General features: G+C 71.9%; 18 protein-coding genes. 9 read left to right on the top strand and 9 right to left on the bottom strand.

Features of this window, described 5'->3' with window-relative positions:
- Positions 1–263 precede the first annotated feature (263 nt).
- A complete protein-coding gene (locus NQO67_RS11565; protein ID WP_255949769.1) occupies positions 264–1,985 on the bottom strand; it encodes an ABC transporter substrate-binding protein in 1,722 nt (573 codons plus the stop codon).
- Positions 1,986–2,211: 226 nt separating this feature from the next.
- Here NQO67_RS11565 and NQO67_RS11560 point away from each other — a divergent pair, with 226 nt between their 5' ends.
- The 3 genes from NQO67_RS11560 to NQO67_RS11550 all read left to right on the top strand — a co-directional run bounded on the left by NQO67_RS11560 (position 2,212) and on the right by NQO67_RS11550 (position 4,045).
- Positions 2,212–3,243 (top strand): LacI family DNA-binding transcriptional regulator, encoded by a 1,032-nt coding sequence (locus NQO67_RS11560; RefSeq protein WP_255949768.1) that lies wholly within the window; start codon positions 2,212–2,214, stop codon positions 3,241–3,243.
- Between the two features lie 90 nt (positions 3,244–3,333).
- A complete protein-coding gene (locus NQO67_RS11555; protein WP_255949767.1) occupies positions 3,334–3,600 on the top strand; it encodes a type II toxin-antitoxin system Phd/YefM family antitoxin in 267 nt (88 codons plus the stop codon).
- Between the two features lie 7 nt (positions 3,601–3,607).
- The gene (locus NQO67_RS11550) at positions 3,608–4,045 is read left to right on the top strand and encodes a PIN domain-containing protein (RefSeq protein WP_308295645.1); all 438 of its coding nucleotides are present in this window, start codon (positions 3,608–3,610) and stop codon (positions 4,043–4,045) included.
- A 192-nt stretch (positions 4,046–4,237) separates the two neighbouring features.
- Here the strand turns inward: NQO67_RS11550 and NQO67_RS11545 are convergent, their stop codons facing one another.
- From NQO67_RS11545 to NQO67_RS11530, 4 genes are all read right to left on the bottom strand, one after another.
- Positions 4,238–5,587, bottom strand: coding sequence for an AAA domain-containing protein (locus NQO67_RS11545; RefSeq protein ID WP_255950021.1), 1,350 nt, complete (start codon positions 5,585–5,587; stop codon positions 4,238–4,240).
- 59 nt (positions 5,588–5,646) lie between these two features.
- A complete protein-coding gene (locus tag NQO67_RS11540; protein WP_255949765.1) occupies positions 5,647–7,308 on the bottom strand; it encodes a hypothetical protein in 1,662 nt (553 codons plus the stop codon).
- 115 nt (positions 7,309–7,423) lie between these two features.
- A complete protein-coding gene (locus NQO67_RS11535; RefSeq protein ID WP_255949764.1) occupies positions 7,424–8,773 on the bottom strand; it encodes a hypothetical protein in 1,350 nt (449 codons plus the stop codon).
- Positions 8,682–9,668, bottom strand: coding sequence for a phosphatase PAP2 family protein (locus tag NQO67_RS11530; RefSeq protein ID WP_255949763.1), 987 nt, complete (start codon positions 9,666–9,668; stop codon positions 8,682–8,684). The genes NQO67_RS11535 and NQO67_RS11530 overlap by 92 nt, the downstream gene beginning before the upstream one ends.
- Before the next feature lie 874 nt (positions 9,669–10,542).
- On the opposite strand from NQO67_RS11530, the gene NQO67_RS11525 reads away from it, so the two are divergent.
- The 3 genes from NQO67_RS11525 to NQO67_RS11515 all read left to right on the top strand — a co-directional run bounded on the left by NQO67_RS11525 (position 10,543) and on the right by NQO67_RS11515 (position 14,009).
- The gene (locus tag NQO67_RS11525; protein ID WP_255949762.1) at positions 10,543–11,022 is read left to right on the top strand and encodes a hypothetical protein; all 480 of its coding nucleotides are present in this window, start codon (positions 10,543–10,545) and stop codon (positions 11,020–11,022) included.
- Positions 11,023–11,838: 816 nt separating this feature from the next.
- A complete protein-coding gene (locus NQO67_RS11520; RefSeq protein WP_255949761.1) occupies positions 11,839–12,729 on the top strand; it encodes a spermidine synthase in 891 nt (296 codons plus the stop codon).
- A 137-nt stretch (positions 12,730–12,866) separates the two neighbouring features.
- Positions 12,867–14,009, top strand: coding sequence for a phosphotransferase family protein (locus tag NQO67_RS11515; protein WP_374118974.1), 1,143 nt, complete (start codon positions 12,867–12,869; stop codon positions 14,007–14,009).
- Positions 14,010–14,023: 14 nt separating this feature from the next.
- On the opposite strand, the gene NQO67_RS11510 is transcribed toward NQO67_RS11515, so the two are convergent.
- Positions 14,024–14,572: a hypothetical protein gene (locus NQO67_RS11510; protein ID WP_255949760.1), complete on the bottom strand. Its 549-nt coding sequence runs from the start codon at positions 14,570–14,572 to the stop codon at positions 14,024–14,026.
- A gap of 128 nt (positions 14,573–14,700) precedes the next feature.
- On the opposite strand from NQO67_RS11510, the gene NQO67_RS11505 reads away from it, so the two are divergent.
- From NQO67_RS11505 to NQO67_RS11495, 3 genes are all read left to right on the top strand, one after another.
- Positions 14,701–15,486 carry a response regulator transcription factor gene (locus NQO67_RS11505; protein WP_255949759.1) on the top strand — a complete coding sequence of 262 codons (786 nt, stop codon included), beginning with the start codon at positions 14,701–14,703 and terminating at the stop codon, positions 15,484–15,486.
- Entirely contained in the window at positions 15,483–16,886 is a 1,404-nt protein-coding gene (locus NQO67_RS11500) for a sensor histidine kinase (protein ID WP_255949758.1), read from the top strand. The genes NQO67_RS11505 and NQO67_RS11500 overlap by 4 nt, the downstream gene beginning before the upstream one ends.
- A gap of 370 nt (positions 16,887–17,256) precedes the next feature.
- On the top strand, positions 17,257–18,333 hold the full coding sequence (locus tag NQO67_RS11495; RefSeq protein ID WP_308295644.1) for a chitinase: 1,077 nt from the start codon (positions 17,257–17,259) through the stop codon (positions 18,331–18,333).
- 71 nt (positions 18,334–18,404) lie between these two features.
- Here the strand turns inward: NQO67_RS11495 and NQO67_RS11490 are convergent, their stop codons facing one another.
- The 3 genes from NQO67_RS11490 to NQO67_RS11480 form a co-directional block, all read right to left on the bottom strand.
- A complete protein-coding gene (locus NQO67_RS11490) occupies positions 18,405–19,844 on the bottom strand; it encodes a GH1 family beta-glucosidase (RefSeq protein ID WP_255949757.1) in 1,440 nt (479 codons plus the stop codon).
- A 211-nt stretch (positions 19,845–20,055) separates the two neighbouring features.
- Positions 20,056–20,892, bottom strand: coding sequence for a carbohydrate ABC transporter permease (locus NQO67_RS11485; RefSeq protein ID WP_255950019.1), 837 nt, complete (start codon positions 20,890–20,892; stop codon positions 20,056–20,058).
- A 136-nt stretch (positions 20,893–21,028) separates the two neighbouring features.
- Positions 21,029–22,045 (bottom strand): carbohydrate ABC transporter permease, encoded by a 1,017-nt coding sequence (locus tag NQO67_RS11480; protein ID WP_305125701.1) that lies wholly within the window; start codon positions 22,043–22,045, stop codon positions 21,029–21,031.
- Positions 22,046–22,049 lie beyond the last annotated feature (4 nt).

Genomic DNA, 22,049 nt, shown 5'->3' with positions numbered 1-22,049 from the left:
GGCCTGCCGAAAGGTTCCGCCAGATCGTTCAGGGGGTTGGGGGGTTCGAGGGCTTTCGGGTTCCGGGCGTGCTGGCGCCCGGACGGGGCCGGGGCCGACCCGGCACCCGCTCCGCCGGTTCAGGAGGACGCCCGAAAGCCGGGCGGCGGGGTGCCGGGCCGGTGCCCCGGTGCACGGCTCGAGTCAGGCCGAGCCGTACAGCGGGGCGTCCGGGGTGGTGCCGGGCGCGGGGCCGCGGGTGGGCGGCGAGCCCGGCACCGGGGTCACTTCGCCGGCTTGAGCGTGGTGAGCGTGTCGAAGCCGCCCATCTCCAGCCAGTTGCGCCACATCGCGGGCGCGGTGTGCGGGGCGCCGGCCTTGTCGGACGGCCAGTTCGTCCACGCACCGGTGTAGGACTGCGCCCACAGGCCGTTGTACCAGAGCGGGATGATCGGCTCTTCCTTCAGCTGGATGTCCTGGATCTTGGAGATCACCTTCTGCATCGCCGCGGTGTCACTGGTCTTGATGCCGCCGAGCTGCTGGACCAGGTCCCAGGCCTTGTCGTTCTGGTAGCGGCCGAAGTTGACGGTGTTCTGCGTCTTCTGGATCGGCTGCTGGAAGATGTACTGGTAGTAGGTCCACGGGGTGTTCGACAGCTGGCGCTGGTTGTCCAGGATCAGGTCGAAGTTGCCCTTGCCGCGCTCCTGCTGGAGGGCGTTCTGGTCGGGGAAGCTCGCCGTGATCTTGATGCCGGCGGCCTTGGCGCTGCTGGCGATGACCTTGGAGGCCTCCATCCAGTCGGTCCAGCCGCTCGGCACCTCCAGCTTCAGGCTGATCTTCGAGCCGTCCTTGTTCTCGACGAACCCGTCACCGTCGCCGTCCTTGTACCCGGCAGCGGAGAGCGCCTGCTTGGCCTTGGCGGTGTCGAAGGTGGAGCCCTCCTCGGACACCAGGCCCTTGTCGATGAACTTGTCCCACTGCGGCAGCAGCCCAGTCGGGTTGGCCGCCTTCACGATCTGCCCGTACACGCCCTTGACGATCTTGCCGACGTCGACGGACTGGGCGAGCGCCTTGCGGAAGGCCGGGTCGTCCATCGGCTTCTTGGTGGTGTTCGGCACCAGCCAGGCGGTGTTCGCGGACAGCATGTACGGCGGCTGGTCGTAGTACGAGGCGACCTTGCCGGACTTGATCATGGACGAGGCGCCGGGCAGGAAGTTGTTGCTCAGGTCGAGCTGGCCCTGGGTCAGCTGGCCGACGACCACTTCGTTGCTCGGGTTGGAGACGTCGACGATGTACTTGGGCGCGGGCTTCTTGCCGAGGATCTTCACGCCCCACCAGTCGTCCCGGCGCTCCCACACCACACGGTCCTGGCTGTGGCTCTTGAGCGTGTACGCGCCGGTGGCGACCGGGTGCTCGTTGACGCCGTTGAGGACGTCCTTCTCGGAACGGCTCGCCCAGATGTGCTTGGGCACGATCGGGATGCCGTAGAGGTTGAAGTCCCACTCCTGGTAGTGCGCTTCCTTGAAGGTGAAGCGGACGGTGGTGGCGTCCACCGCCTTCGCGTCCGACAGCCAGCTCCACATGGTGTGCGTCGCGGCCGCCTCGTACTTGCCGATGCCGTACGAGTAGACGACGTCGTCGGCGGTCAGCGGCTTGCCGTCGGACCACTTGATGCCGGAGCGCAGCTTCAGCTCGTAGGTCTTGCCGTCGGTCCAGGTGCCGGACTGGGCGAGCCAGGGCGTGATCTTGCCCTGGTTGGGGTCGAAGTGGAAGAGCGTCTCGTAGGCGAGCCCCTTGGTGCCGGTCGCGGAGTCCCAGTCACGGATGGGGTTGTAGTTGGCCGGCGGGCCCCACTGGGTGCCGCTGGTGTAGAGCGTCTCGTTGCGCGGCAGCGAGCCGCCCTTGCCGCCGGCGCCGCCACCCCCGGCGGCACCGCCGCCGGTACACGCGGTGGCGGCGAGCCCGATCACGGCAAGCGCGGTGATCATCCGCACCCGGATACCCATCTCGTCCCTCCCTTTCCCCGCACGTCCCTGAGCGGAGCCACTGAACCGGGTAAGTGCCGTGAAGCTATGTGCGGGCACGAGCTGTGTCAAGGCTTTGCGGGAGCGCTCCCATGGTCGTGTCTTCAACGATCTTGAGCAGTACGTCCGCTTTGCGGCGTGCAACTGGCCGTTTTGCGTCATGGCTAAGATGGCCGCCGGCATAACGAACCGGTTAAGCGGAGGTGGTATGGCCACGCAGCGGCGCCCCACGATCGCCGACATCGCACGCCGCGCGGGCGTCTCCAAGGGGGCGGTGTCGTATGCGCTGAACGACCGGCCCGGAGTCTCGCCCGCGACCCGCGCCGCCATCAAGGCCATCGCCGAGGAGATCGGCTGGCGCCCCAACAGCGCCGCACGCGCCCTCACCCACGCGCACGTCGACACCGTCGGCCTCGCCCTGAGCCGGTCGGCGCACACCCTCGGCGTCGAGCCGTTCTTCATGGAGCTGATCAGCGGCATCGAGAGCGAGCTGGCCGCGCACGGCTGCGCCCTGCTGCTCCAGGTCGTCCCCGACCCCGCCCAGGAGCTGGAGGTGTACCGCCGCTGGTGGGGCGAGCGCCGGGTGGACGGTGCCTTCCTCGCCGATCTGCGGCACGCCGACCCGCGCATCGCGGGCGTCGCCGAACTGGGCATGCCGGCGGTGGTGATCGGCGACCCCGGCGAGTCCGGTCCGCTGCCCGCGGTGTGGTCCAACGAGGCGGCGGCCCTGCGCGAGACCGTGTCGTACCTGACCGCGCTCGGCCACCGCTCCATCGCGCGGGTGGCCGGGCTGCCCGACCTGGTCCACACCCGGCTGCGCGACGCCGCCTACCGCGACCTGTGCGCCGAACTGGACCTCGACGCACCGCTGGTGATCCACACCGACTACACCGGCGAGGAGGGCGCGCACGCCACCCGCCGGCTGGTCAGCGGCCCGCGGCGCCCCACCGCCGTCATCTACGACAACGACATCATGGCCGTGGCCGGCCTCTCGGTCGCCCAGGAGATGGGCCTCGACGTGCCGGGTGACCTGTCGCTGGTGGCCTGGGACGACTCCCAGCTCGCCCGGGTGGTCCGCCCACCGCTGACCGCGCTGAGCCGCGACATCCCCGCGTACGGGGTGCAGGCCGCCCGCACCCTGCTCGCCCTGATCGCCAGCGGCGAGGCACCCGAGGCGTCCGAGCACCCGGCCGGGCGGCTGGTGCCGCGGGGGAGCACGGGGCGGGTGGGGGAGGAGTGACGGGGCGGGGGTAGTCGATGCCGTCGTGCCTACGGGCAGCGAGGGGGAGAGCGTTGGCCGACATGTAGAACGCGTAGTACGCTCAGCTGTATGCGTACGAGTGAGGTGCCGCTGCGGGAACTCAATCAGCAGACGAGTCGTGTCATGGCCCGCGTGGCCGCTGGTGAGATCATCACCATCACCAAGGACGGGGTTCCGATAGGGGACATCGTCCCCCGGGGTCGTCTGGGGGAACCGTCCTACCCCTTCCGGACGGACCCGATGGGACCGCTTGACCTTCCGGACCTCGGCGGGCCGAGCCTCACGAGCGACGAGATCGACGAGACACTCCGAGGCATGGGCTCGGTGGATGACTGACGTCCCCGTGGCGATCGCCGACACGAACGCGCTGTATCGCCTCTTCACCCCCAAGGACAAGCAGCACCGGGCACACGCTGAAGCCTTGGCGCGCATCGGTCACCTAGTCATTTCGCCCATGGTCCTCACTGAACTGGACTACCTGCTGACTGAGCGGGTCGGAGCTCAGGCAGCCATGACCGCTCTGGACTTCCTCGCGCGCCAGGCCGAGGCACGCAGGTTCGAGATGCCCGAAACCCAGCCGCATCTACGTGCAGCCATGGCCGTCATGCAGGGGTACGGCGACGTGGACGGAGGCAAAGGGGTGGGGCTGGCGGATGCGATGAACGTGGTGCTTGCGGCCGCCTATCAGACGGCGGACATCTTCACATCGGATGGCCATTTCCGCATGATGCGCCCCCTGACGGCTCACCCGGCATTCCGACTGCTGCCTGACGACCTGTAAACCGCAGGCTCCCCACTGCCCTACTCCCCCCACCCCACCCGGTGCTCCGAAAGGAGCGCCAGCACCGCGTGGTTCGCCTCCCAACCGTCCGGGGCTGTAGCCATCGGCCGCCTCCGGCGGCGGGCCGGACTGCGTCCGGCGGGTTGGGTGGAGTTGTGCCGATGGCCTGCCGGGTGGGTGGCGGGGCGGTGGTCAGGGGTGCCAGGGCACTCGGTGTTCGGACCAGTGATCCCATGTGGACATCATCGCCTCCCAACCGTCCGGGAACTTGAGGGTGACGCCGAGGCGGACCGGTTCCATGGACGGGTGGTCGTCGAGGAGTTCGGTGACCCCCGCGCGGCAGACCACGATGCAGGCGTGCCGGTGGCGGGAGGCCAGGACGCACAGGCGGCCCGTCTCCAGGTGGAACGCGGTGGCGTCCGGGCGGCCGGAGAGCGGGTGCAGCACGATCGTCACGTCGTACTCGCGGCCCTGGAGGCGGTTGGCGGTGTCCACGGTGACGTCGGTGACCCCGAGCGCCGCCAGCGCCGACCGCACCGCCGCCGCCTGGTCGCGATGCGCGGTACCGACCGCGATCCGGTCGGCGGTGAGCGGTACCGGATCCGGGGTGCGCTCCGAGACGGTCGAGCCGCCGCGCTCCAGCAGCCGGCGCACGATCTGCGCCACCGCCCGTACCGCCTCCGGATCGGTACGCGGAGTGCGCCGCGCCGGCAGCTCCAGCAGGCCCCAACCGGACGCGCCCGCCTCGTCGATCACCCGGTCCGGGCCCGAACCGTCCGACGGGACCGCGAAGCGCAGCGTCCGCTCGCCGTGTCCGGTGCCGCTACGGAACGGCGTGTACGGGTAGAACGCCGAGGACACCAGCGGCGCCGCCGAAGCGGGCAGCCGCCAGGACACCGGCAGCCGGTGCTGCGGCAGCCCCGGATTGTGCGCGAGCAGCGTGGTCACCGCGCTCGCCGAGGGATCGTAGGACAGGCCCGCCCACTGCTCGGAGCCGACCAGCGCAAACGGATCGAGCTGCCCCGGGTCGCCCACGAACAGCGCACGCTCGAAGAGCCCGGCGACTGCCAGCAGCCCGTCCGAGCGCATCTGGTAGGCCTCGTCGACGATCGCGTGACCCCATGGCTCCACACCCTTGACGTGGGCCCACTTCGCGGCCGTCGAGACGACGATGTCGAGGCCCGCCAGGTCGGCGACCTTGGCGGAGGTACGGACCTGGGGGAGGGCGTCGAGCGCCTTGTCGTAGGCGTCGGTGTCGCTGCTGTGCAGCCGGCCCACCGGCAGGTCGGGGGCCTTCTCGGCGAGGCGCAACACCAGATCGTCGACCTGCGCGTTCGTCTGCGCCACCACCATCAGCGGGTGGCCGGCGCCGGCCAGCTCCAGCGCGGCCCGGACGACCAGGGTGGACTTGCCGGCGCCGGGCGGCGAGTCGACCACCACGCCACGCTCGGCGGCGTACAGCGTGTCGTGCAGGATCGCCTCGGTGGCCCGGGCGGCGGCGGTGCCGGGGTCGATGCCGGCCGGGTCCGCCGGGTCCGCGATCCCGGCCGGGGCGGTGCCCGATGCCGCGTCGAGCAGGGCGGGGGAGTGGTCGGGGAGCGTCACAGGATGTCCTCAGGGGTGACCGGGTCCGGGTCTTCCGCGACTTCGGCCGGCGGGCCGCCGTGCGTCCACGGGGTCTCCTCCGGCTCCGGCAGCTTGGGGCCGCCGCGCTGGTCGTGCTCGAAGAGGGTGAAGCAGATCCGATCGCCCTTCTCCGGCACGGAACCGCGCTCGGGTTCCCTGCCGCGGCCCATCTTGTCGAGGATGCGGACGGTCACGGCGACGGGGCCGGATTCGGGGACGGTGCCGGGCTCGGCGCCGGTGTCCTCGTCCGAGGCGGTCACGCTCCCGGCGTCCGTGTCCGCCAGCACGGACACCACCTCCGCCGCCTGCGGGCGGCCGGCCAGGGACCGGTAGACCTTGGTGCCCGGGCCCACGCGCGGGCGGTCGTCCGTGCGGAGCGTGACGAGCGGGCGTGGACTGGGGCGCCTGCCCTCGCTGAGGGCCATGACGACATCCGTCACCTCGCCCACGAAGGCCTCACCGGTCAGCCGGCGCCCGGCCATGACCAACGGATCGTCCAGGGCTTCCTGGGCGTCCAGGCGGGCCAGGTCGCGCTCGCGTGCGGCCAGCTTGGCCGCCGCGGTGACCGCGTCGTCATGCCGCGGCTGCGGCGGCTCGCCGGCCAGCACGCGGTCCCGGTGGCCGGTGAAGGACCAGCGGTCACGCGTCCAGCGCTCCGCCACGTGCGCACCCTCCGGCAACCGGCACAGCAGGTCGAGGCCGCGCCAGACGGCATCCCAGGTGGGACGGGTACGGCTCTCGACCAGGGCGCGGATCTCGTACTCGGCGGCGGTGACGGCGCCCAGCCGGTCATCGGCCTGCATGCCGTCCTCGGCCGTGGCGAGCGTGCCGCGGGCGCGGTCGTAGCGCTCGATGGCGGGGGCGAGCAGGTGGTTGTCGAAGGCCGGATCGGTGGCGGGCCCGGCGGGCGGGCAGAGCAACTGCCCGTCGTCGTCGCGCCCCAGCTCGGCACGGCACGCCGCCTCGGCACCCGAGCCGCCCGGCGGCGCGTCCAGCCAGGCCAGCAGCGCGCCCAGGTGCTGGTCCTCCAGGCTGGACTGGCCCGTCGCCCAGTGCCGCGTCAACAGGTCGGTCATCGCCAGCAGCAGGCAGGAGCCCGGCACCCGGGCCCGCTCGCCGAAGTGCGTGAGCCAGCGGCCGAGCATCGGCACGGCGGGCGGCGCCGGATACGGATTCTCCGGGTCCGCCTGGGCGGTGCGGCGGAACCGCATGGAGCGGCCGAGCAGCCGTACGAAGGCGAGGCCCGCACGGCTCGGCACGATCAGCTGCGGTGCGTCCGCGCACAGCTCCGTCTCCACCTTGACGCGCTTGCCGGTCTCCGGATCGACCTCGGTGCGCTCGGCGGTCTCCACGTCGTCCGCGAAGGAGTCGACGTACGGCAGGAGGATCCCGGCCAGCTCGGCGAGGAACGCGAAGCGCAGGTCACGGTCGCGCGGCTGCGGCACGATCAGCAGCCGCGGCGTGGTCCGCTCCGTACCGATCAGCGCCCCGAGCGGCGCGCCCGTCTCGCCCGCTGTGGTGAGCGGCACGAACACCAGCGGCCGTGCCGAGAGGTGCCGGTGCCGCACGGTGGTCAACGGCTGCGCCCGCCCACTCTGCACGGCCTCGAGCCGCGCCAGATCGTCGATCAGCGCCATGACGACTCCCCGTGCCACCCTCGCCGAGACCGCCCGCCGGACGCCCGGCGCACGGGAGCGGGTTCGGGGCGACCGGGCGCAAGCCCCGGGGCGGCCGGCACGACCGCGAGGGCGGTCAGCACAGCACACCACCTTCCACGGCCACTCCACCCTCCAGGGCCTCGGCGCGCAGGGCGGCCGCACGGCGCAGGGCGTTGACCGTGGGGTCCCGGTCGTCGCCGGCCAGGCCGTGGGCGGCGGCCAGCACCGCGTCTACCGTCGTCAGCCCGCCCAGCTCACCGCGGATCGCCCGACCCAGTGCGGTCACCGCACCCGTGGCGCGGGCCCGCGCGCGGCAGTCAAACGCCAGCTCGCAGGCGGACAGGCACTCCGGCGCGTACGCCGCGGGCACCGCGTCGACCGCGCAACGCAGCTCCTCCGGGGACTGGTCCAGGTCGAAGACGGTGCCCTCGGGCAGCTCGCGGGCGATGTCCTCGATCCGGGTGAGCCGGGCCAGCTGGCGCCGCGTCACCGAAAGCTGCTTGCGCACGTCGACGGGGGCCGCCGTGGGCTGGTTGGAGAAGTTGCGCGGGCACACCAGCAGGACGACGTGCCCGACCCGGGGCGCCGGGTCGATGCGCTGGGCCAGCTGCTCCAGGGCCAGCACGTACACCGCCGCCTGCCGGGCCGCAGCGCCGACCTTGGAAGGCTCGGCGGCACCGTCCACCACCGGGAAGGACTTGATCTCGACGACGCTCCAGTGGCCGTCCGGATGGACCACCACCGCGTCGGGTTCGAGGAACGCGGGCGTGCCCGCCACGTCGAGCGCGAGCATCGGGTGGTCGAGCAGGGTCCATCCACCGGGGCCGGGCACCGCGGCGCCGTCGCCCGCCGCGCCGGTACCGTCGTCGTCCGCCTCATGAGCCCCGTAACGCGCCGGGTGAGCTCTCTCCGGTGCTCCGGAGCGGTCCTGTGCTCCGGAGGCATCCGTTGCCCCGGAGATATGGCTTGCCGCGGAGGTGTCCCCACCGCCGGTCGCCTCCCGCAGCACCAAGGCCGTGCGCGCCGTGCGCCCCTCCTGGGTGGGGGCCTTCAGATCGGGGACGTGGACCCGACCGGGCGCGGGTGGCTCGGCGCGCGGGTCGAGGTGGCGGTGCACCAGACGCAGCAGCTCCGCCCCGCCGTCGCCCTTGGCGCGTGCTTCGAAGGCATGCCCTCGGATGAACGCGAACTGCGACTGGCCGAAACCGGACGGCACCCCGAGCGCCTGCGCCAGGGCTGCCTTGTCCACCCCTGCGCCGTCCAGCAGCGCGCGCCGTCTGCACCCCGGGTTGGCGGCGAGTGCCGCGAGGCGGCGGGCGTCCAGGGGCTGGGGCTGGGTGGGGCCGCGCAGTTCAGCGAGCTGCTGCCGCAGCGCCGTCCCCCGCGTCGGCGGGGCGGGCGCTCGGCTCGGCGCGCTGCTTGCGCTGTCGGGGTATTCGCTCACCCGCCGAAGTCTGGCATCCGTCACCGACAATTGCGGAACCGATGTCATGCCCGGTGCCTGTGGAGGTGCTCCGCGCGGCGGCGGTGCCCTGCACGGTGCCCTGCACCGGCACCAGGCGTGCGGTCAGCCTGTCCTTGATGACGTCGGCCAGCCAGAGGGAGGGCCGGGTCAGCAGCAGACCGAGGCCTGTGACGGCGACGCCGGCGATCCCGTCCAGGAGATAGTGGTTGGCGGTGCCCATCACCACGATGGTGGTGATCAGCGGATAGCCGATCGCGGCCACCCGCGTCCAGGGCGCCCGGCCGTGCCGCCACAGCATCAGGCCGCACCACAGCGCCCAGCCGACGTGCAGCGACGGCATCGCCGCGTACTGGTTGGTCATGCCGCCCAGACCGCGGGGCGCGCTCGCTTCACCGCCCCACCAGCCGTAGGAGCTGAACTCCTTCATGACGTCGACGAATCCATGGTCGGCCGGGAGCAGCCGCGGCGGGCAGGTCGGCAGCAACATGAAGCCGATCAACCCGATGAAGGTGGCGGCCAGCAGCCAGGCGCGCGCGTCGCGGTACACCTGTGGGCGGGTGCGGAAGAGCCAGACGGCTATCGCGGGCGTGACCCCGTAGTGCAGCGTCGCGTACCAGAAGTCGGCCGGCAGACCTATCCACAGGTGGGCGGTGAAGATACGGTTCAGCGGCTCCTCCACGTCGAGGTGAAGGACCCTTTCGACGTCCAGGATGGCCAGGCCGTGGTCGATGGCGCCCTGGTCCGCGTTGGTCCGGGCGATCATCCGACCTGCGGTGTACAACGCGTACACCACCGCGATCAGTAGCAGTTCGGTCCACCAGCGGAGCCGGCTGCCCCCTGTCGCCCCGGTGACCGGTGCGTCGGTCTGCGGCATCCGTTCGGTCTCCCTACTCTCCGTCTCGTGGCCCGTAGCATGCCCAAATGCGCCGGCTCGTGGCCTTGGCGGCCACCGGCCCACTGTATGGCGTATGTGATCGACCGCCATGGGCCGCCCCCTGATCGTCATAGACGCAGTCGCCTTCGGCCGGGTTGCCAGGGAAGGACTCTCGCAATGATCTGACCAACGGAGTCGTGGTCAGGGGAGTCCTCGGGCGAGTCCTCTGAGGGGTCACCGCTCCTCTAAGGGATCGCCGTCCCTCTGAGGGGCCACCGCCAGGTGCCTCCTCGCCCGCTGTCGTCGCCGTGGTGCCCCCTGCCGTTTCGGTGCGCGGCTACGTCTTTTCGGTGCGCGGCTACCCATAGGGACGAGATGTCAGTCAGGGCCGGGTCGCATGCGGCCGGGAAACGGAGCCTGGCTGATCGTTCGGCCGGATCTCGGTGTGCGGCAGGGGCGCCCACGCCGCCGTACGCGCCCCTCGATTACACAACGTTGCGCCGCGCGCGATGTCGAGAACGAGTGCGACGGTCGGCGCTTACCCGGTCGCGCCGAGCCGGCCTGCGCCGGAAACCGGGACGTGGCTTGGGGTGCGGCTATGTGCGACGGAACCGTCAAGGCCGATGGCGTGGACGCGCTCCCGTCCGACGGCGGCCACGTCATCAGTGACGTTGCGTGACCGGCTCGGCAGGGTCAACTCGCCATATGAGCCGACTATCCCACCTTCGTTCCTTTATGTCTCACCCTCCCGTGCGGCGGGAATATGCCGTAGCCAAAGGCCTCCGAGCGCGTTGAGCCGGGCGGCGGGCACCGGGAGGGAAGCAGTGCGTTCCCGGACCCGGGCGACGGGAGTGAGCTCGAACGAGGAGGAATCGTGTTCAACTTCGTGGGTCCGGACGGCGTGCACGGCGTCGAGCGGGCAGGTGGCGCACCAGGGGCGAGGCCGGGGCCCGCCGCGTCGTACGGTACCGCCCGGGGGCACCGGTCGGCCGCCGGCGACGCCCACGGCCGGTCCTGTGACCTGGTCACCGTGCCGACCCGCCAGGGCCTGGAGGCGGTGGACATCCTCCGGCGCTGTGGGGCCGCCGCCGTGGGGCCCGTTCTGCACGACGGTTCCTGCGACACCCTTGGCTTTCTCGTGCCGCCTGGCACCGCGGATGCGTGGGATGTGCCCGGAAGCGCCTGCATTCGGACCCTTGGGCGTGGTACGGGGCCGTTTGCGCCGCCTCCCGTTGCGGGCACCGGGTGGTTGTTGCCGCCCGGTGACGGGGGGCGGGTGACCGACCCGACGGTGTTGCGGGTTGCGCTGGGTGCGGCGGCGCGGCTGATTGAGGTTGCGGACAACTGTCACTGACGCGTCCGGCCCACGCGGGGTCCCGTGGTTGCCCCGCTGGGGGCTTTGCCCCCAGGCCCCCCTTGTCGGCCTTGACGGCCTCGTCCTCAATCGCCGGACGGGCTTTGATGTGCGCGGCGTGTGCCGGTGTGCTGGTGCGCGTTGGCGAGTGCGGGTGCGCCTGTGGCTGGTGTCGCCTTCTGTTTCGTTGTGGGTCGGGGGCGTGGGGGATGTACGTGCTCGGCCGGCGCGATGATCGTGGACCGTTAGTTCACCGGCACTCGGCGGCGGTCCTGCGCGCGCACATCCCCCACGCCCCCTCCCGTCTCGTACGCGACCCGCACCCCGGTGAGCCTTGCCCCATGCCCGTAGGGGGGGGCGACACCCCGAAGAGGTGGAGGAAGGAAAAACGAACCACCGGGGGAGAGCCGCGTCTGAGACGGGAGGTGTCGTGGGGGTATGTGCGCGCGCAGGACCGCCGCTGGGTGCCGGTGAACTCACGGTCCAGGGCAATCGCGCCGGCCGAGCACGTACATACCCCCACGACACCGACCCACCCACCCCACCAAAGGCGGCCCTTCGGCACCCCCGGGACAAGGGGACACCCCAAACCCTCTGTGGGCAGTCGTTCCGCAGGGCGGAACGGGTGGGCACAGGCCACGACGCACGGTCACGTGAACGGCACCGGGCGCCCCGGACGACCGGCGTAGCCACGACGTGCGGTCACGTGAACGGCACCGGGCGCCCCGGACGACCGGCCCAGCCACGTCCACGGTCACGTGCGACCGGGGCACCCCGGCCGGCGGCCCGGCCACGGTGGCGGCGGATAATGAACCCATGGCGAGGGCGAACGACCGGACGGCGAGGCAGAAGGGCGGTCGCCGGGCGCGCCGCTCCGCGGCCTTGGTTGCCGAGGACGTCGAGGGCGGCCGGGCCGAACTGGTTCCCGACCCGGACCGCCCGCACGCCTGGAGCCTGCTCCTCGACGGCGCACCGCAGTCCCACGTCGACCTGGACGACCCGGCGTACCTCGACTTCGCCTACCAGCGCCGGCTCGGCCACGTCATCGACCTCGCCGCCCCGGCCGGCCGACCGCTGCACGTCCTGCACCTCGGCGGCGGAGCCTTCACGCTGGCCCGCTACACCGCCGCCACCCGCCCCCGTGCCACGCAGCAGGTCGTCGAACGCGACGCGGCCCTCGTGGCGCTGGTGCGCCGGGCGCTGCCGCTGGATCCGGGCGCCCGGATCCGGGTGCGCTGTGCCGACGCGCGCGCCGCGCTCGCCAAGCTCCCGGACGGCTGGGCCGACCTGGTGATCACCGATGTCTTCAGCGCGGCCCGCACCCCGGCCCACCTCACCACCACGGAGTTCCTCACCGAGGTCCGCAGGGTCCTCACCCCCGCCGGCCACTACGCCGCCAACCTGGCCGACGGCCCGCCGCTGACCCACCTGCGCGGTCAGATCGCGACGGCGGCCGGCGTCTTCCCCGAGCTGGCCCTCGTCGCCGACCCGGCCGTACTGCGCGGCAAACGCTTCGGGAACGCCGTACTGCTCGCCTCGGCCCGCCCGCTGCCCGTCGCCGACCTCACCCGTCGTGCCGCCGCCGACCCGCATCCCGGCCGCGTGGAACACGGCAAGTCCCTCACCGACTTCACGGGCGGTGCACGCCCCGTCCACGACAGCGGAGCCACGGCCTCCCCGGCCCCGCCCCCGTCCGCCTTCACCTGACGACACCACCCCGGCCTTCGAGCACCGGGCGCGGGCAGGCCGCACAACCCCGTAAGTCGGTGGACCCGCACCGGGCGGCCCTGCACGATGATCGGGTGCCGTCACGACGTCGTTTCCGCAGCCCGCTTCCCGGGCGACTGCTCCCGTCGAAGCTTCCGTTCCGCCGACCACCGTTCGGGGAGCGGTTGCGCGGCGAGCTGGGCCGGCCGGTCCGGGCCCGCACGCTGGGCAGCAGTCCGCGTTCGCGGGTGTGGCGGGCGGAGCTGTCCGGCAGCCCCGTGGTGATCAAGCAACTCGTCGAGGGCCCGGGAGCAGACGAGCGCTACGCACGCGAGGTGGCCGCGCTGCGGCTGGCGTCGCGTGTCCGGCCGCCCGTCGTGCCTGCCCTGCTCGGGACCGATCCGGACGCCCGCGTGCTGGTACTGGAACATCTGGAGCACCGGCCGCCCGCCGAGGACTGGATCGTCGGCTACGCCACGGCACTCGCCCGGCTCCATGCCGCTACCACTTCGGTGACCGTGCCCCACGGCGTCCTCGACGGCGATCTCCCTGACTGGGCCGGGCCGACCGGGGCCGACGTCGACTCCTTCCTGGGGCTCGCCCAGGCCCTCGGCGTCCCGGTGCCGGCCGGGGTGCGCGTCGAGTTGGACGCGCTGGTGGACCGGCTGACCGGCACGCCGGGCCATGCGCTGCTGCACGGCGATCCATGTCCCGGCAACGACATGCACACCGCCGACGGCGTCAGGTTCATCGACTTCGAACAGGCCGCGCTCGGCCACGGCATCGTGGAACTCGCCTACCTGCGTATCGGCTTCCCCACCTGCTGGTGTGCCACGGCCCCCGCCGCACCGCTGCTGACGGCGGCGGAGACCGCCTACCGCACGGCCTGGCGCGCCGCGACGGGCACCGAGGTGCAGGGCGACCTCACCGACGCCTGCGCCGGCTGGCTGCTGCGGGGCGACGCGCTGGTCCAGCGGGCCCACCGCGGCACCACCGACCAGTTGGCCAGGATCCCGCACGACGACTGGCGCTGGGGTACGGCGACGGCCCGCCAGCGCCTCGCCCACCGGCTGGGGGTCGTCGCCGGGGCCATCGCCGACACCGAGGGCATCACCGATCTGGGAGGGCTGGGACGGCTGGCCACGGACCTGCGTGCCGCGCTGCTCACCCTCCCCCACCGCCTCAAGGGGCGTGGATGGGGGTACCTCCCACGCCCGTCCAGGGCAGTGGGGGAGCGCCCCCAGCCCTCCATCGGTCCGCTGCCCGCCCGGCGTCCCTGAGCCGGCCCCAGCCGTCACCCGTCCACGATCTGCACCTGCGGCTGCTGGTGGTACCAGTCGCAGATCAACGACACCTCGGCGGTGTCCGACGTGAACTCCACCCGGATCCACGTGGACGTCTTCCACACCCGCATCGACCACCCGGACCTCGGCGACGCCGACACCAGCGACGCCTTGGTCTTGCCGATGTCCAGCACGACCCGTCCGCCCTTGGTGTCGTAGGGGCGGATGACGCCGTCCGCCGGCTCGTCGTCCGGTGCGTTCGACGATGCACTGGGCGGCGGGGTCCGGCGCGGCTCGGACTTGGTCGGCCGGGGGGACCGCGCGGGCGGCGTCGGCGTGGGCGTCCCGGTCGCCGTCGGGGTGGGCTTCGGCCGGCGGGTGGCCGACGTCACCGGCTGGGACGTCCCGCTGCTGCCGGCGACGGGCACGGCGCTCGGCGGGTCGTACACGGTTCCCTCCATCACCGTGTGCACCCCCCACCATGCCAGCGTGACCGCCGCCCCAGCCGCAACCGCCCAGGCCACCAGGTGTGCAAGCCCTTTGAGGAATCCGACGACCATCCGCCCATCCTGCCGCACCCATCGGCAAATCGACCCGTCCCGATCACCCCCCATCTTCGCCGTCTCGCGAGAACCGGCGCCCCCGCCAACCCCGTACGCCTCACACCCACATGGCGTACCGTGCCGCCATGGCCCAAGTGCTAGTCGTCGAGGACGACCAGTTCGTCCGCTCGGCCCTCATCCGGCAGCTCACGGACCTGCCCGGAGCCACCGGCACCGGCGCCTCCCACACCGTCCGCAGCGTCGGCACCGCGCTGGAAGCCCTGCGCGAGGTCGCCCACCACCAGTTCGACGTGGTCATCCTCGACCTGGGCCTGCCCGACCTGGACGGCTCGGAGGCGCTGAAGATGCTCCGCGGCATCACCGACGTTCCGGTGATCATCGCCACCGCCCGAGACGACGAGTCCGAGATCATACGGCTGCTGAACGCCGGCGCCGACGACTACCTCACCAAGCCGTTCTCCGTGGAGCACCTCTCCGCGCGGATCACGGCCGTACTACGGCGCGCCAGGGCGGGGACGGCCCAGACGGCCCCGCCGGACCGGGTCATCCGGGTCGGCGGCCTGTGTATCGACCCGCTGCGCCGCGAGGCCGAACTCGACGGTGGCCGACTCGACCTGACCCGCCGCGAGTTCGACCTGCTGGCCTTCCTCGCCGGCCGCCCCGGTGTCGTCGTCCCGCGCAGGGAACTGCACGCCCAGGTGTGGCAGCAGTCGTACGGCGACGACCAGACCATCGACGTTCATCTGTCGTGGTTGCGCAGGAAACTGGGCGAGACCGCGGCCCGCCCCCGCTATCTGCACACGCTGCGCGGGGTGGGCGTGAAGCTGGAGCCGCCGCCCGAGCCCCCGCCCTCGTCCGAGGACCCGAGCCGGCGGCAGCATCCACCGTCGCCCCCGGAGCCGTCCCCATGAGGTGGGCCCTGGTCAAGGTCTGCCTGGCCGTCACCGCCCTGGTGGTGATCGCCTTCGCGGTGCCCCTCGGCCTCGTCGTCAAGGAGATGGCTCGCGACCGGGCCCTGTCGAACGCGGAGCGCCGGGCCGCCGCCATCGTCCCGTCCCTGGCCATCACCACCGACCAGGGCCAGCTGGACCGCGCCCTCGCCGCCGCCGAGGACGGCCCGGAGGAACGCATCGGCCTGCACATCCCGGCGATCGGGGACCAGCGCGCCGCCGACCTGGGACCGCACCGTGCGGACCCGGACGACCTGCGCACCACCCGGGAACGGGGCGAGTCCTCGATCGCGACGGTCGCCGGTGGCGCGGTGCTGCTCCAGCCCATCGCGCTCAGCTCCGCCAAGATCGCCGTCATCGAGGTCTTCGTGCCGGAGGAGGAGATGACCAGGGGAGTCAGGCGGGCCTGGGTGGTGCTCGGCGGCGTCGGTATCGCCCTGATCGTCGGCTCGGTGGCCGTCGCCGACCGGCTCGGGGTACGCATGGTCAAGCCGGCCAGGCGCCTGGCGGGCGCCGCGCACGAGCTGGGCGAGGGACGGCTGGGGGCCCGGGTGCCGGAGGCCGGCCCGACGGAACTGCGGCTCGCCGCCGTCGCGTTCAACTCGATGGCCGACCAGGTCGTCCAACTGCTCGCCAGCGAGCGGGAGAGGGCCGCCGACCTGTCGCACCGCTTGCGCACCCCGCTCACGGTGCTCAGGCTCAACGCCGCCTCGCTCGGCGACGGGCCGGCCGCTGAGCAGACCCGCGCCGCGGTCGAGCAGTTGGAGCGCGAGATCGACACGATCATCAGGACCGCACGCGAGGCGAAGCCGCAGACGTCCGCGCCGGGTCCCGGCGCCGGCTGCGACGCCGCCGAGGTGATCCGGGAGCGCATGGGCTTCTGGTCGGCGCTCGCGGAGGACGAGGGGCGCACCGTGCGCATGGCGGGCGTGGAGCGCCCGGTACGCATTCCGGTGGCCCGCGCCGACCTCGCGGCCGCGCTCGACGCACTGCTCGGCAACGTCTTCCGGCACACCCCGGAGGGCACCGCGTTCGCGGTCGACGTGCACAACGGCGAGGCCGCGGTGATCGTGCTGGTATCCGACGCGGGTCCCGGCATCCCGGACCCGCGCACCGCGCTCGCCCGCGGGGCCAGCTCCGGTGGGGCCGGGTCGACCGGTCTCGGCCTGGACATCGTGCGGCGGCTCGCCGAGTCGACCGGGGGCGATGTGGGGATCGGGCGGTCCGCGCTGGGCGGCGCGGAGATCCGCATCCGGTTGCAGACCGGCGTCCGAGGTGTGGACGGCGGCGTCACGGACCGGCTGCGGCGCGGCCGGGCCCACCGGGCGGCCCGCCGCCGGGCCCGCGCGGCGAAGGCCTGACGGTCACCGGCACCCCGAGGCATTAATCAACCCCGATGCGTTCCTTAAGCGCACCCTAAGAACGCCGATACCCGCCTGGCTCATCCCTTTTGTCGGTCCCTGGGCCGCTAGCGTGCCTACGCGACCCCCCACGGGCGGCCTCATGGGACGCCCGGGGCCGGGGCGCACCCCCCGGCCCCGGGCGTCCGTCCCCCACCGCGAACGCCCAGCACCCGACACCCACCCGCGAACATCCCGAACCACACGCATATCACGACAGAAACGACGCCTCCTGGCTCCCGCGGCGCCCCCCACACGGTCTTCCCCACCGTGCGCTGCCGGGTCCCCTCCGGGCAGGGCGCCGTCGTCGTACAGCTAAGGCAGGCATCCGATGACGAGCACTCACCGGCGTACGGTCAGCGGCGCGATCAAGGCGATGCGCGGCCTCGCCACCGCGGGCATGGTGGCGTGCGGCGGTTTCCTGTTCTCGGCGACGGCGCTCGCCACCCCCACGGCCGCACCCGTCGCGGACACCGCCAAGGCGACCGGCGGCGCCTTCGCGCCGTACGTGGACACCTCGCTCGCCCCGGCCTACGACCTGGTGGCCACCGCGAGCCAGACCGGTGTGCGGGACTTCACGCTCGCCTTCGTCACCGCAGGCGGCGGCTGCACGCCGCTGTGGGGTGGCACCGGGGATCTGAACAGCAATGACGTCGCCTCGCAGATCGACGACCTGCGTGCCGAGGGCGGGGACGTCCGGGTCTCGTTCGGCGGCGCCACCGGCACCGAGCTGGCGAGCGCCTGCCCCGACGCCGGCGAGTTGGCCGCCGCCTACGGCAAGGTGATCGACGCCTACCGGCTCACCAAGGTCGACTTCGACATCGAGGGCGCGTCCCTGACCGCGAAGGCGCATGGGCGGCAGCCCCGGCTCGACCCCGCGGTGAACACCCGCCGCGCCCAGGCCATCGCACGGCTCCAGAAGGACCACCCGGACCTCGACGTGTCCTTCACGCTGCCGGTGTTGCCCGAGGGCCTGACACGGCCCGGCGTCGACCTGCTCGCCGACGCCCGGAAGAACGGCGTCGCCGTCTCCACCGTCAACATCATGGCCATGGACTACGGGCCCACGTACGACGGTGACATGGCGCAGTACGCCGAACGGGCCGCGACCGCCACCCAGGCCCAGCTCGGGAAAGCGCTCGGGCTGTCGGAAGCGGCGGCGTGGCACGCCGTCGCCATCACGCCGATGATCGGCGTCAACGACGTCGGCGGCGAGGTCTTCACCGTCGATGACGCGACCGAGCTGGTGTCGTTCGCCCAGCGACACGGCGCGGGCTGGCTCGCCATGTGGTCGGCGACCCGGGACCAGCCCTGCAAGGGCGGTTCCTCCGGTGCCGCACAGCCCGACTGCTCGTCGATCGACCAGGAGCCGCTGGCCTTCACGAACGCCTTCGGTGCCTACCGATGACCGGTCACACCACGCGCGCGCCCCGGCCGGTCCCCAAACGGCCGGGGCGCGCCCCACGCGGTCCGCGGCCGTCAGCTCGCGGTGGAGGCGCCGTTCCGGCTCGGCTCGGCCGGCAGCACGCCGGTGCGGGCCAGCTCGGCGTACCAGTGCGCGCTCGCCTTGGGTGTACGGGTCAGGGTCGCGTAGTCGACGTAGACCGCACCGAAGCGCTTGCTGTAACCGTGCGCCCACTCGAAGTTGTCCATCAGGGACCACAGGTAGTAGCCGCGCACGTTGGCGCCGTCGTTGATGGCGCGGTGCACCGCCTGGAGGTGCCCGTGCAGGAACGCGATCCGCTCCGGGTCGTTGACCTGGCCGTCGGTCTCCGGCTTGTCGTCGTAGCAGGCGCCGTTCTCGGTGATGTACAGCTCGAGGTCGGGACGCATCTTGCTGTAGCGATTGATCAGGTCGTACAGGCCGGTCGGGTCGATGGCCCAGCCCATCTCCGTGCACTCGCCGGGCGGCTGGTGGAAGACCACCTGGTCGGCGGCCGGCCAGGGGGAGTGCTCGCTGACGCCGTGGTTGGTGGCGACCGGGCCGTTGAAGTCGTCCTTCTTGGCGGAGACCAGGACGGGCGTGTAGTAGTTCAGGCCCATCGCGTTCAGCGGCTGGTGGCAGGCCTTGAGGTCGCCGTCCTGGACGAAGCTCCAGTCGGTGAGGCCGGCGGTGTCGGTGAACAGGCTCTCCGGGTAGGCGCCCTGGAGCATCGGGCCGTGGAAGATGCCGTTGGCGATGTTGTCCACCCGGCGCGCGGCGTCGAGGTCCGCGGGGTCGTCCGAGAGGGGCCTGATCACCTGCGAGTTCAGGCTCATCATGATGCTGGCGCGGGCCGGCAGCGCGGCACGCAGGGCGCTGGTGGCCAGACCGTGCGCCAGGTTGAGGTGGTGCGCGGCGCGCAGCGATGCGGCCGGGTCGGTACGGCCGGGGGCGTGCACTCCGGAGGAGTAGCCGAGGAAGGCGGCGCACCAGGGCTCGTTGACCGTCATCCAGCGCTCGACGCGGTCACCCAGCGCGTCGGCCATGATTCCGGCGTATTCAGCGAAACGATACGCCGTCTCGCGCTCGGGCCAGCCGCCCGCGTCCTCCAGCTCCTGGGGCAGGTCCCAGTGGTAGAGCGTCAGGGAGGGCTGGATGCCGTGCTCGAGGAGTGCGTCGACGAGCCTGCGGTAGAAGTCGAGGCCGCGCTGCACCGCGGGGCCCCGGCCGGTGGGCTGTACTCGGGACCAGGAGACGGAGAAGCGATAGGCGGCCAGGTTCAGGCCGGCCATCATCGCCACGTCGTCGCGGTACCGGTGGTAGTGGTCCACCGCGACGTCGCCGTTCTCGTCAAAGGCCACCTTGCCGGGGGTATGGCTGAAGGTGTCCCAGATCGAGGGAGTGCGGCCGTCCTCCCGCACGGCTCCCTCGATCTGGTACGCGGAGGTGGCCGCGCCCCAGAGGAAGTCGGGCGGGAAGGTCAGAGAATCAAGCATGGAAGCGCTCCCATGAAGTGTCGGGGGGTAGGGACGGAAGGTACGGGACGGAAAGCTCGGCAGGGCGCCGGGCGATCGGCCCGGAGCCCATGGGGCTCACCCGCGGACACGGCGCCCCGCGGTCCTGAGTTGACCGCAGAGGTCGCCGTCCGCGCGGGCCGTGTGGGCCCCGGCCCGCAGGACGGCGCTGTCCGTGGGATAGGCAGGCAGGTCAGCCCTTGACGGCCCCCTGCATGATGCCGCCGACGATCTGCTTCCCGAACAGGATGAACGCGACCAGCAGAGGCAATGTTCCGAGCAGGGCGCCGGCCATGATGACCGCCTGGTCTGGGATATACCCCGTACCGAGCTGGTTCAGGGCCACCTGGACGGTGGGATTCGCCTGGTTCAGCGCGATGATGGGCCACAGGAAGTCGTTCCAGGCCATCACGAACGTCAGCAGGCCCAGGACGGCCATCGCGGGCCGCGCCGCCGGAAAGACCACGTGCCAGATGATCCTGAGACTGCTCGCGCCGTCCATCCGTGCGGCCTCGATCAGCTCGGTGGGCAGCGCCTGGACCAGATACTGCCGCATGAAAAATACGCCGAACGCACTGACGAACGTCGGCAGGATCACCGCTTGGAGCTGATTCGACCAATGCAGATCGGCCATCCACAGGTACAGCGGGACGACGCCGAGCTGCGGCGGCACCATCATGGTGCCGATGGTGATCAGCAACAGGGTGCTGCTGAACCTGAACTTCAGCTTGGCGAAGGCGAAGCCGGCGATCGTCGAGAAGAGCACCGTACCGATCGTGATGCTGCCCGCGACGATCACGGAGTTCAGCATGGCCTTGCCCAGGCCGCCCTGCTCCCATGCCGTCTGGAGGTTCTTGAAGAGGTTGCCCCCGAACCACAGCGGGGGCGGTGTCTCGGCGAGCCGGTGGTCCGTGCGGGACGAGGCGATCACCGTCCAGAACAGCGGCAGCAGGGACACCACCGTGAAGACGGTGAGCACCGTGTAGGTGACGGGCCCGGCGTGCAGCTGGCGGCCGGCCCGCGGCGCCATGGCGGTGGACTTCACTTGTGACCTCCTCGCGGCCCGGCGCCGGCAGGCCGGCCGCAGGTGTGGCCCGGGCCGCAGGTCGGACGCGGGCCGCCGTCGTTGCCTGGGGTCCGGGGGGCGTGCCCCGGCGTGCTGCGCATCAGTTCTTCCTCAGGCGTCGGGCGAACAGCATGTTGATCGCGGCGACGATCAGCAGGATCAGGAACATCGCCCAGGCGATGGCGGAGGCCCTGCCCAGGTTGCCGACGATCCAGCCCTGGTCGTACATGTACAGGCCGAGCGTCTGGAACTGGTGGCTGGCGCCGCCCTTGGAACCGGAGTTCCCACCGAACAGCAGCGGCTCGCCGAACAGCTGGGTCGCACCGATGGTGGAGACGACGACCGTGAAGAGGATCGTCGGACGCAGCATCGGAATGGTCACGTGCCGGAACTGCTCCCAGCGCGAGGCCCCGTCGATCGCCGCCGACTCGTACAGGTCGGCCGGCACGGCCTGCATCGCGGCCAGGTAGATCAGCGCGTTGTAGCCGGTCCAGCGCCAGATCACGATGGACGACACCGCGAACTTCGAGCCCCACATCGACTCGCGCCAGTTGACCGGGTCGACGCCGATGAAGTGCAGCAGCCAGTTGATCATGCCGCCGTCCCACGAGTACAGCAGCGTGAAGACGAGCGTGGCGGCGGCCACCGAGGTGGCGTACGGGGCCAGCATGGCCACCCGCCAGAAGGTGGAGCCGCGCAGCTTGTAGTTGAGCAGGTGCGCGATGCCGATCGCCATCGCCAGCTGCGGCACGGTGGAGATCACGCCGATGAAGAACGTGTTCTTCAGCGCGGTCCAGAAGAACGTGCTGTCGAGCAGGCTCTTGTAGTTGTCGAGCCCGACCCAGGTCTGCTGGTCCAGGCTCGCCAGCTGCACGTTGTGCAGCGAGGACCAGCCCGTGTAGATCAGCGGGAAGAGGCCGAAGGCGAAGAAGAACAGGAAGAAGGGGGCGATGAAGGCGTACGGGCTGGCCTTCAGGTCCCAGCGGTAGAGCCGGCTGCGCCACGATTCGGGCGGCGGCGGGGTGCCACGGGAGTGGCCCGACGTGGCTGCGGCCGGGGCCGCGCCCCCCTGCGAAACGGGGGACGCGGTCTCGGCGTACTCAGTGGTCTCGGACATCGAC

The sequence above is a fragment of the Streptomyces odontomachi genome (genome assembly GCF_024435355.1).
Lineage (GTDB): Bacteria > Actinomycetota > Actinomycetes > Streptomycetales > Streptomycetaceae > Streptomyces > Streptomyces odontomachi.
This window is presented reverse-complemented; position numbering and strand designations above follow the sequence as displayed.

What these genes read in the sequence shown, in the direction of transcription:
- NQO67_RS11565 (WP_255949769.1), bottom strand. Translation starts at nt 1,985, where the DNA reads ATGGGTATCCGGGTGCGGATGATCACCGCGCTTGCCGTGATCGGGCTC.
- NQO67_RS11560 (WP_255949768.1), top strand. Translation starts at nt 2,212, where the DNA reads ATGGCCACGCAGCGGCGCCCCACGATCGCCGACATCGCACGCCGCGCG.
- NQO67_RS11555 (WP_255949767.1), top strand. Translation starts at nt 3,334, where the DNA reads ATGCGTACGAGTGAGGTGCCGCTGCGGGAACTCAATCAGCAGACGAGT.
- NQO67_RS11540 (WP_255949765.1), bottom strand. Translation starts at nt 7,308, where the DNA reads ATGGCGCTGATCGACGATCTGGCGCGGCTCGAGGCCGTGCAGAGTGGG.
- NQO67_RS11530 (WP_255949763.1), bottom strand. Translation starts at nt 9,668, where the DNA reads ATGCCGCAGACCGACGCACCGGTCACCGGGGCGACAGGGGGCAGCCGG.
- NQO67_RS11520 (WP_255949761.1), top strand. Translation starts at nt 11,839, where the DNA reads ATGGCGAGGGCGAACGACCGGACGGCGAGGCAGAAGGGCGGTCGCCGG.
- NQO67_RS11510 (WP_255949760.1), bottom strand. Translation starts at nt 14,572, where the DNA reads ATGGTCGTCGGATTCCTCAAAGGGCTTGCACACCTGGTGGCCTGGGCG.
- NQO67_RS11505 (WP_255949759.1), top strand. Translation starts at nt 14,701, where the DNA reads ATGGCCCAAGTGCTAGTCGTCGAGGACGACCAGTTCGTCCGCTCGGCC.
- NQO67_RS11500 (WP_255949758.1), top strand. Translation starts at nt 15,483, where the DNA reads ATGAGGTGGGCCCTGGTCAAGGTCTGCCTGGCCGTCACCGCCCTGGTG.
- NQO67_RS11495 (WP_308295644.1), top strand. Translation starts at nt 17,257, where the DNA reads ATGACGAGCACTCACCGGCGTACGGTCAGCGGCGCGATCAAGGCGATG.
- NQO67_RS11490 (WP_255949757.1), bottom strand. Translation starts at nt 19,844, where the DNA reads ATGCTTGATTCTCTGACCTTCCCGCCCGACTTCCTCTGGGGCGCGGCC.
- NQO67_RS11485 (WP_255950019.1), bottom strand. Translation starts at nt 20,892, where the DNA reads ATGGCGCCGCGGGCCGGCCGCCAGCTGCACGCCGGGCCCGTCACCTAC.
- NQO67_RS11480 (WP_305125701.1), bottom strand. Translation starts at nt 22,045, where the DNA reads ATGTCCGAGACCACTGAGTACGCCGAGACCGCGTCCCCCGTTTCGCAG.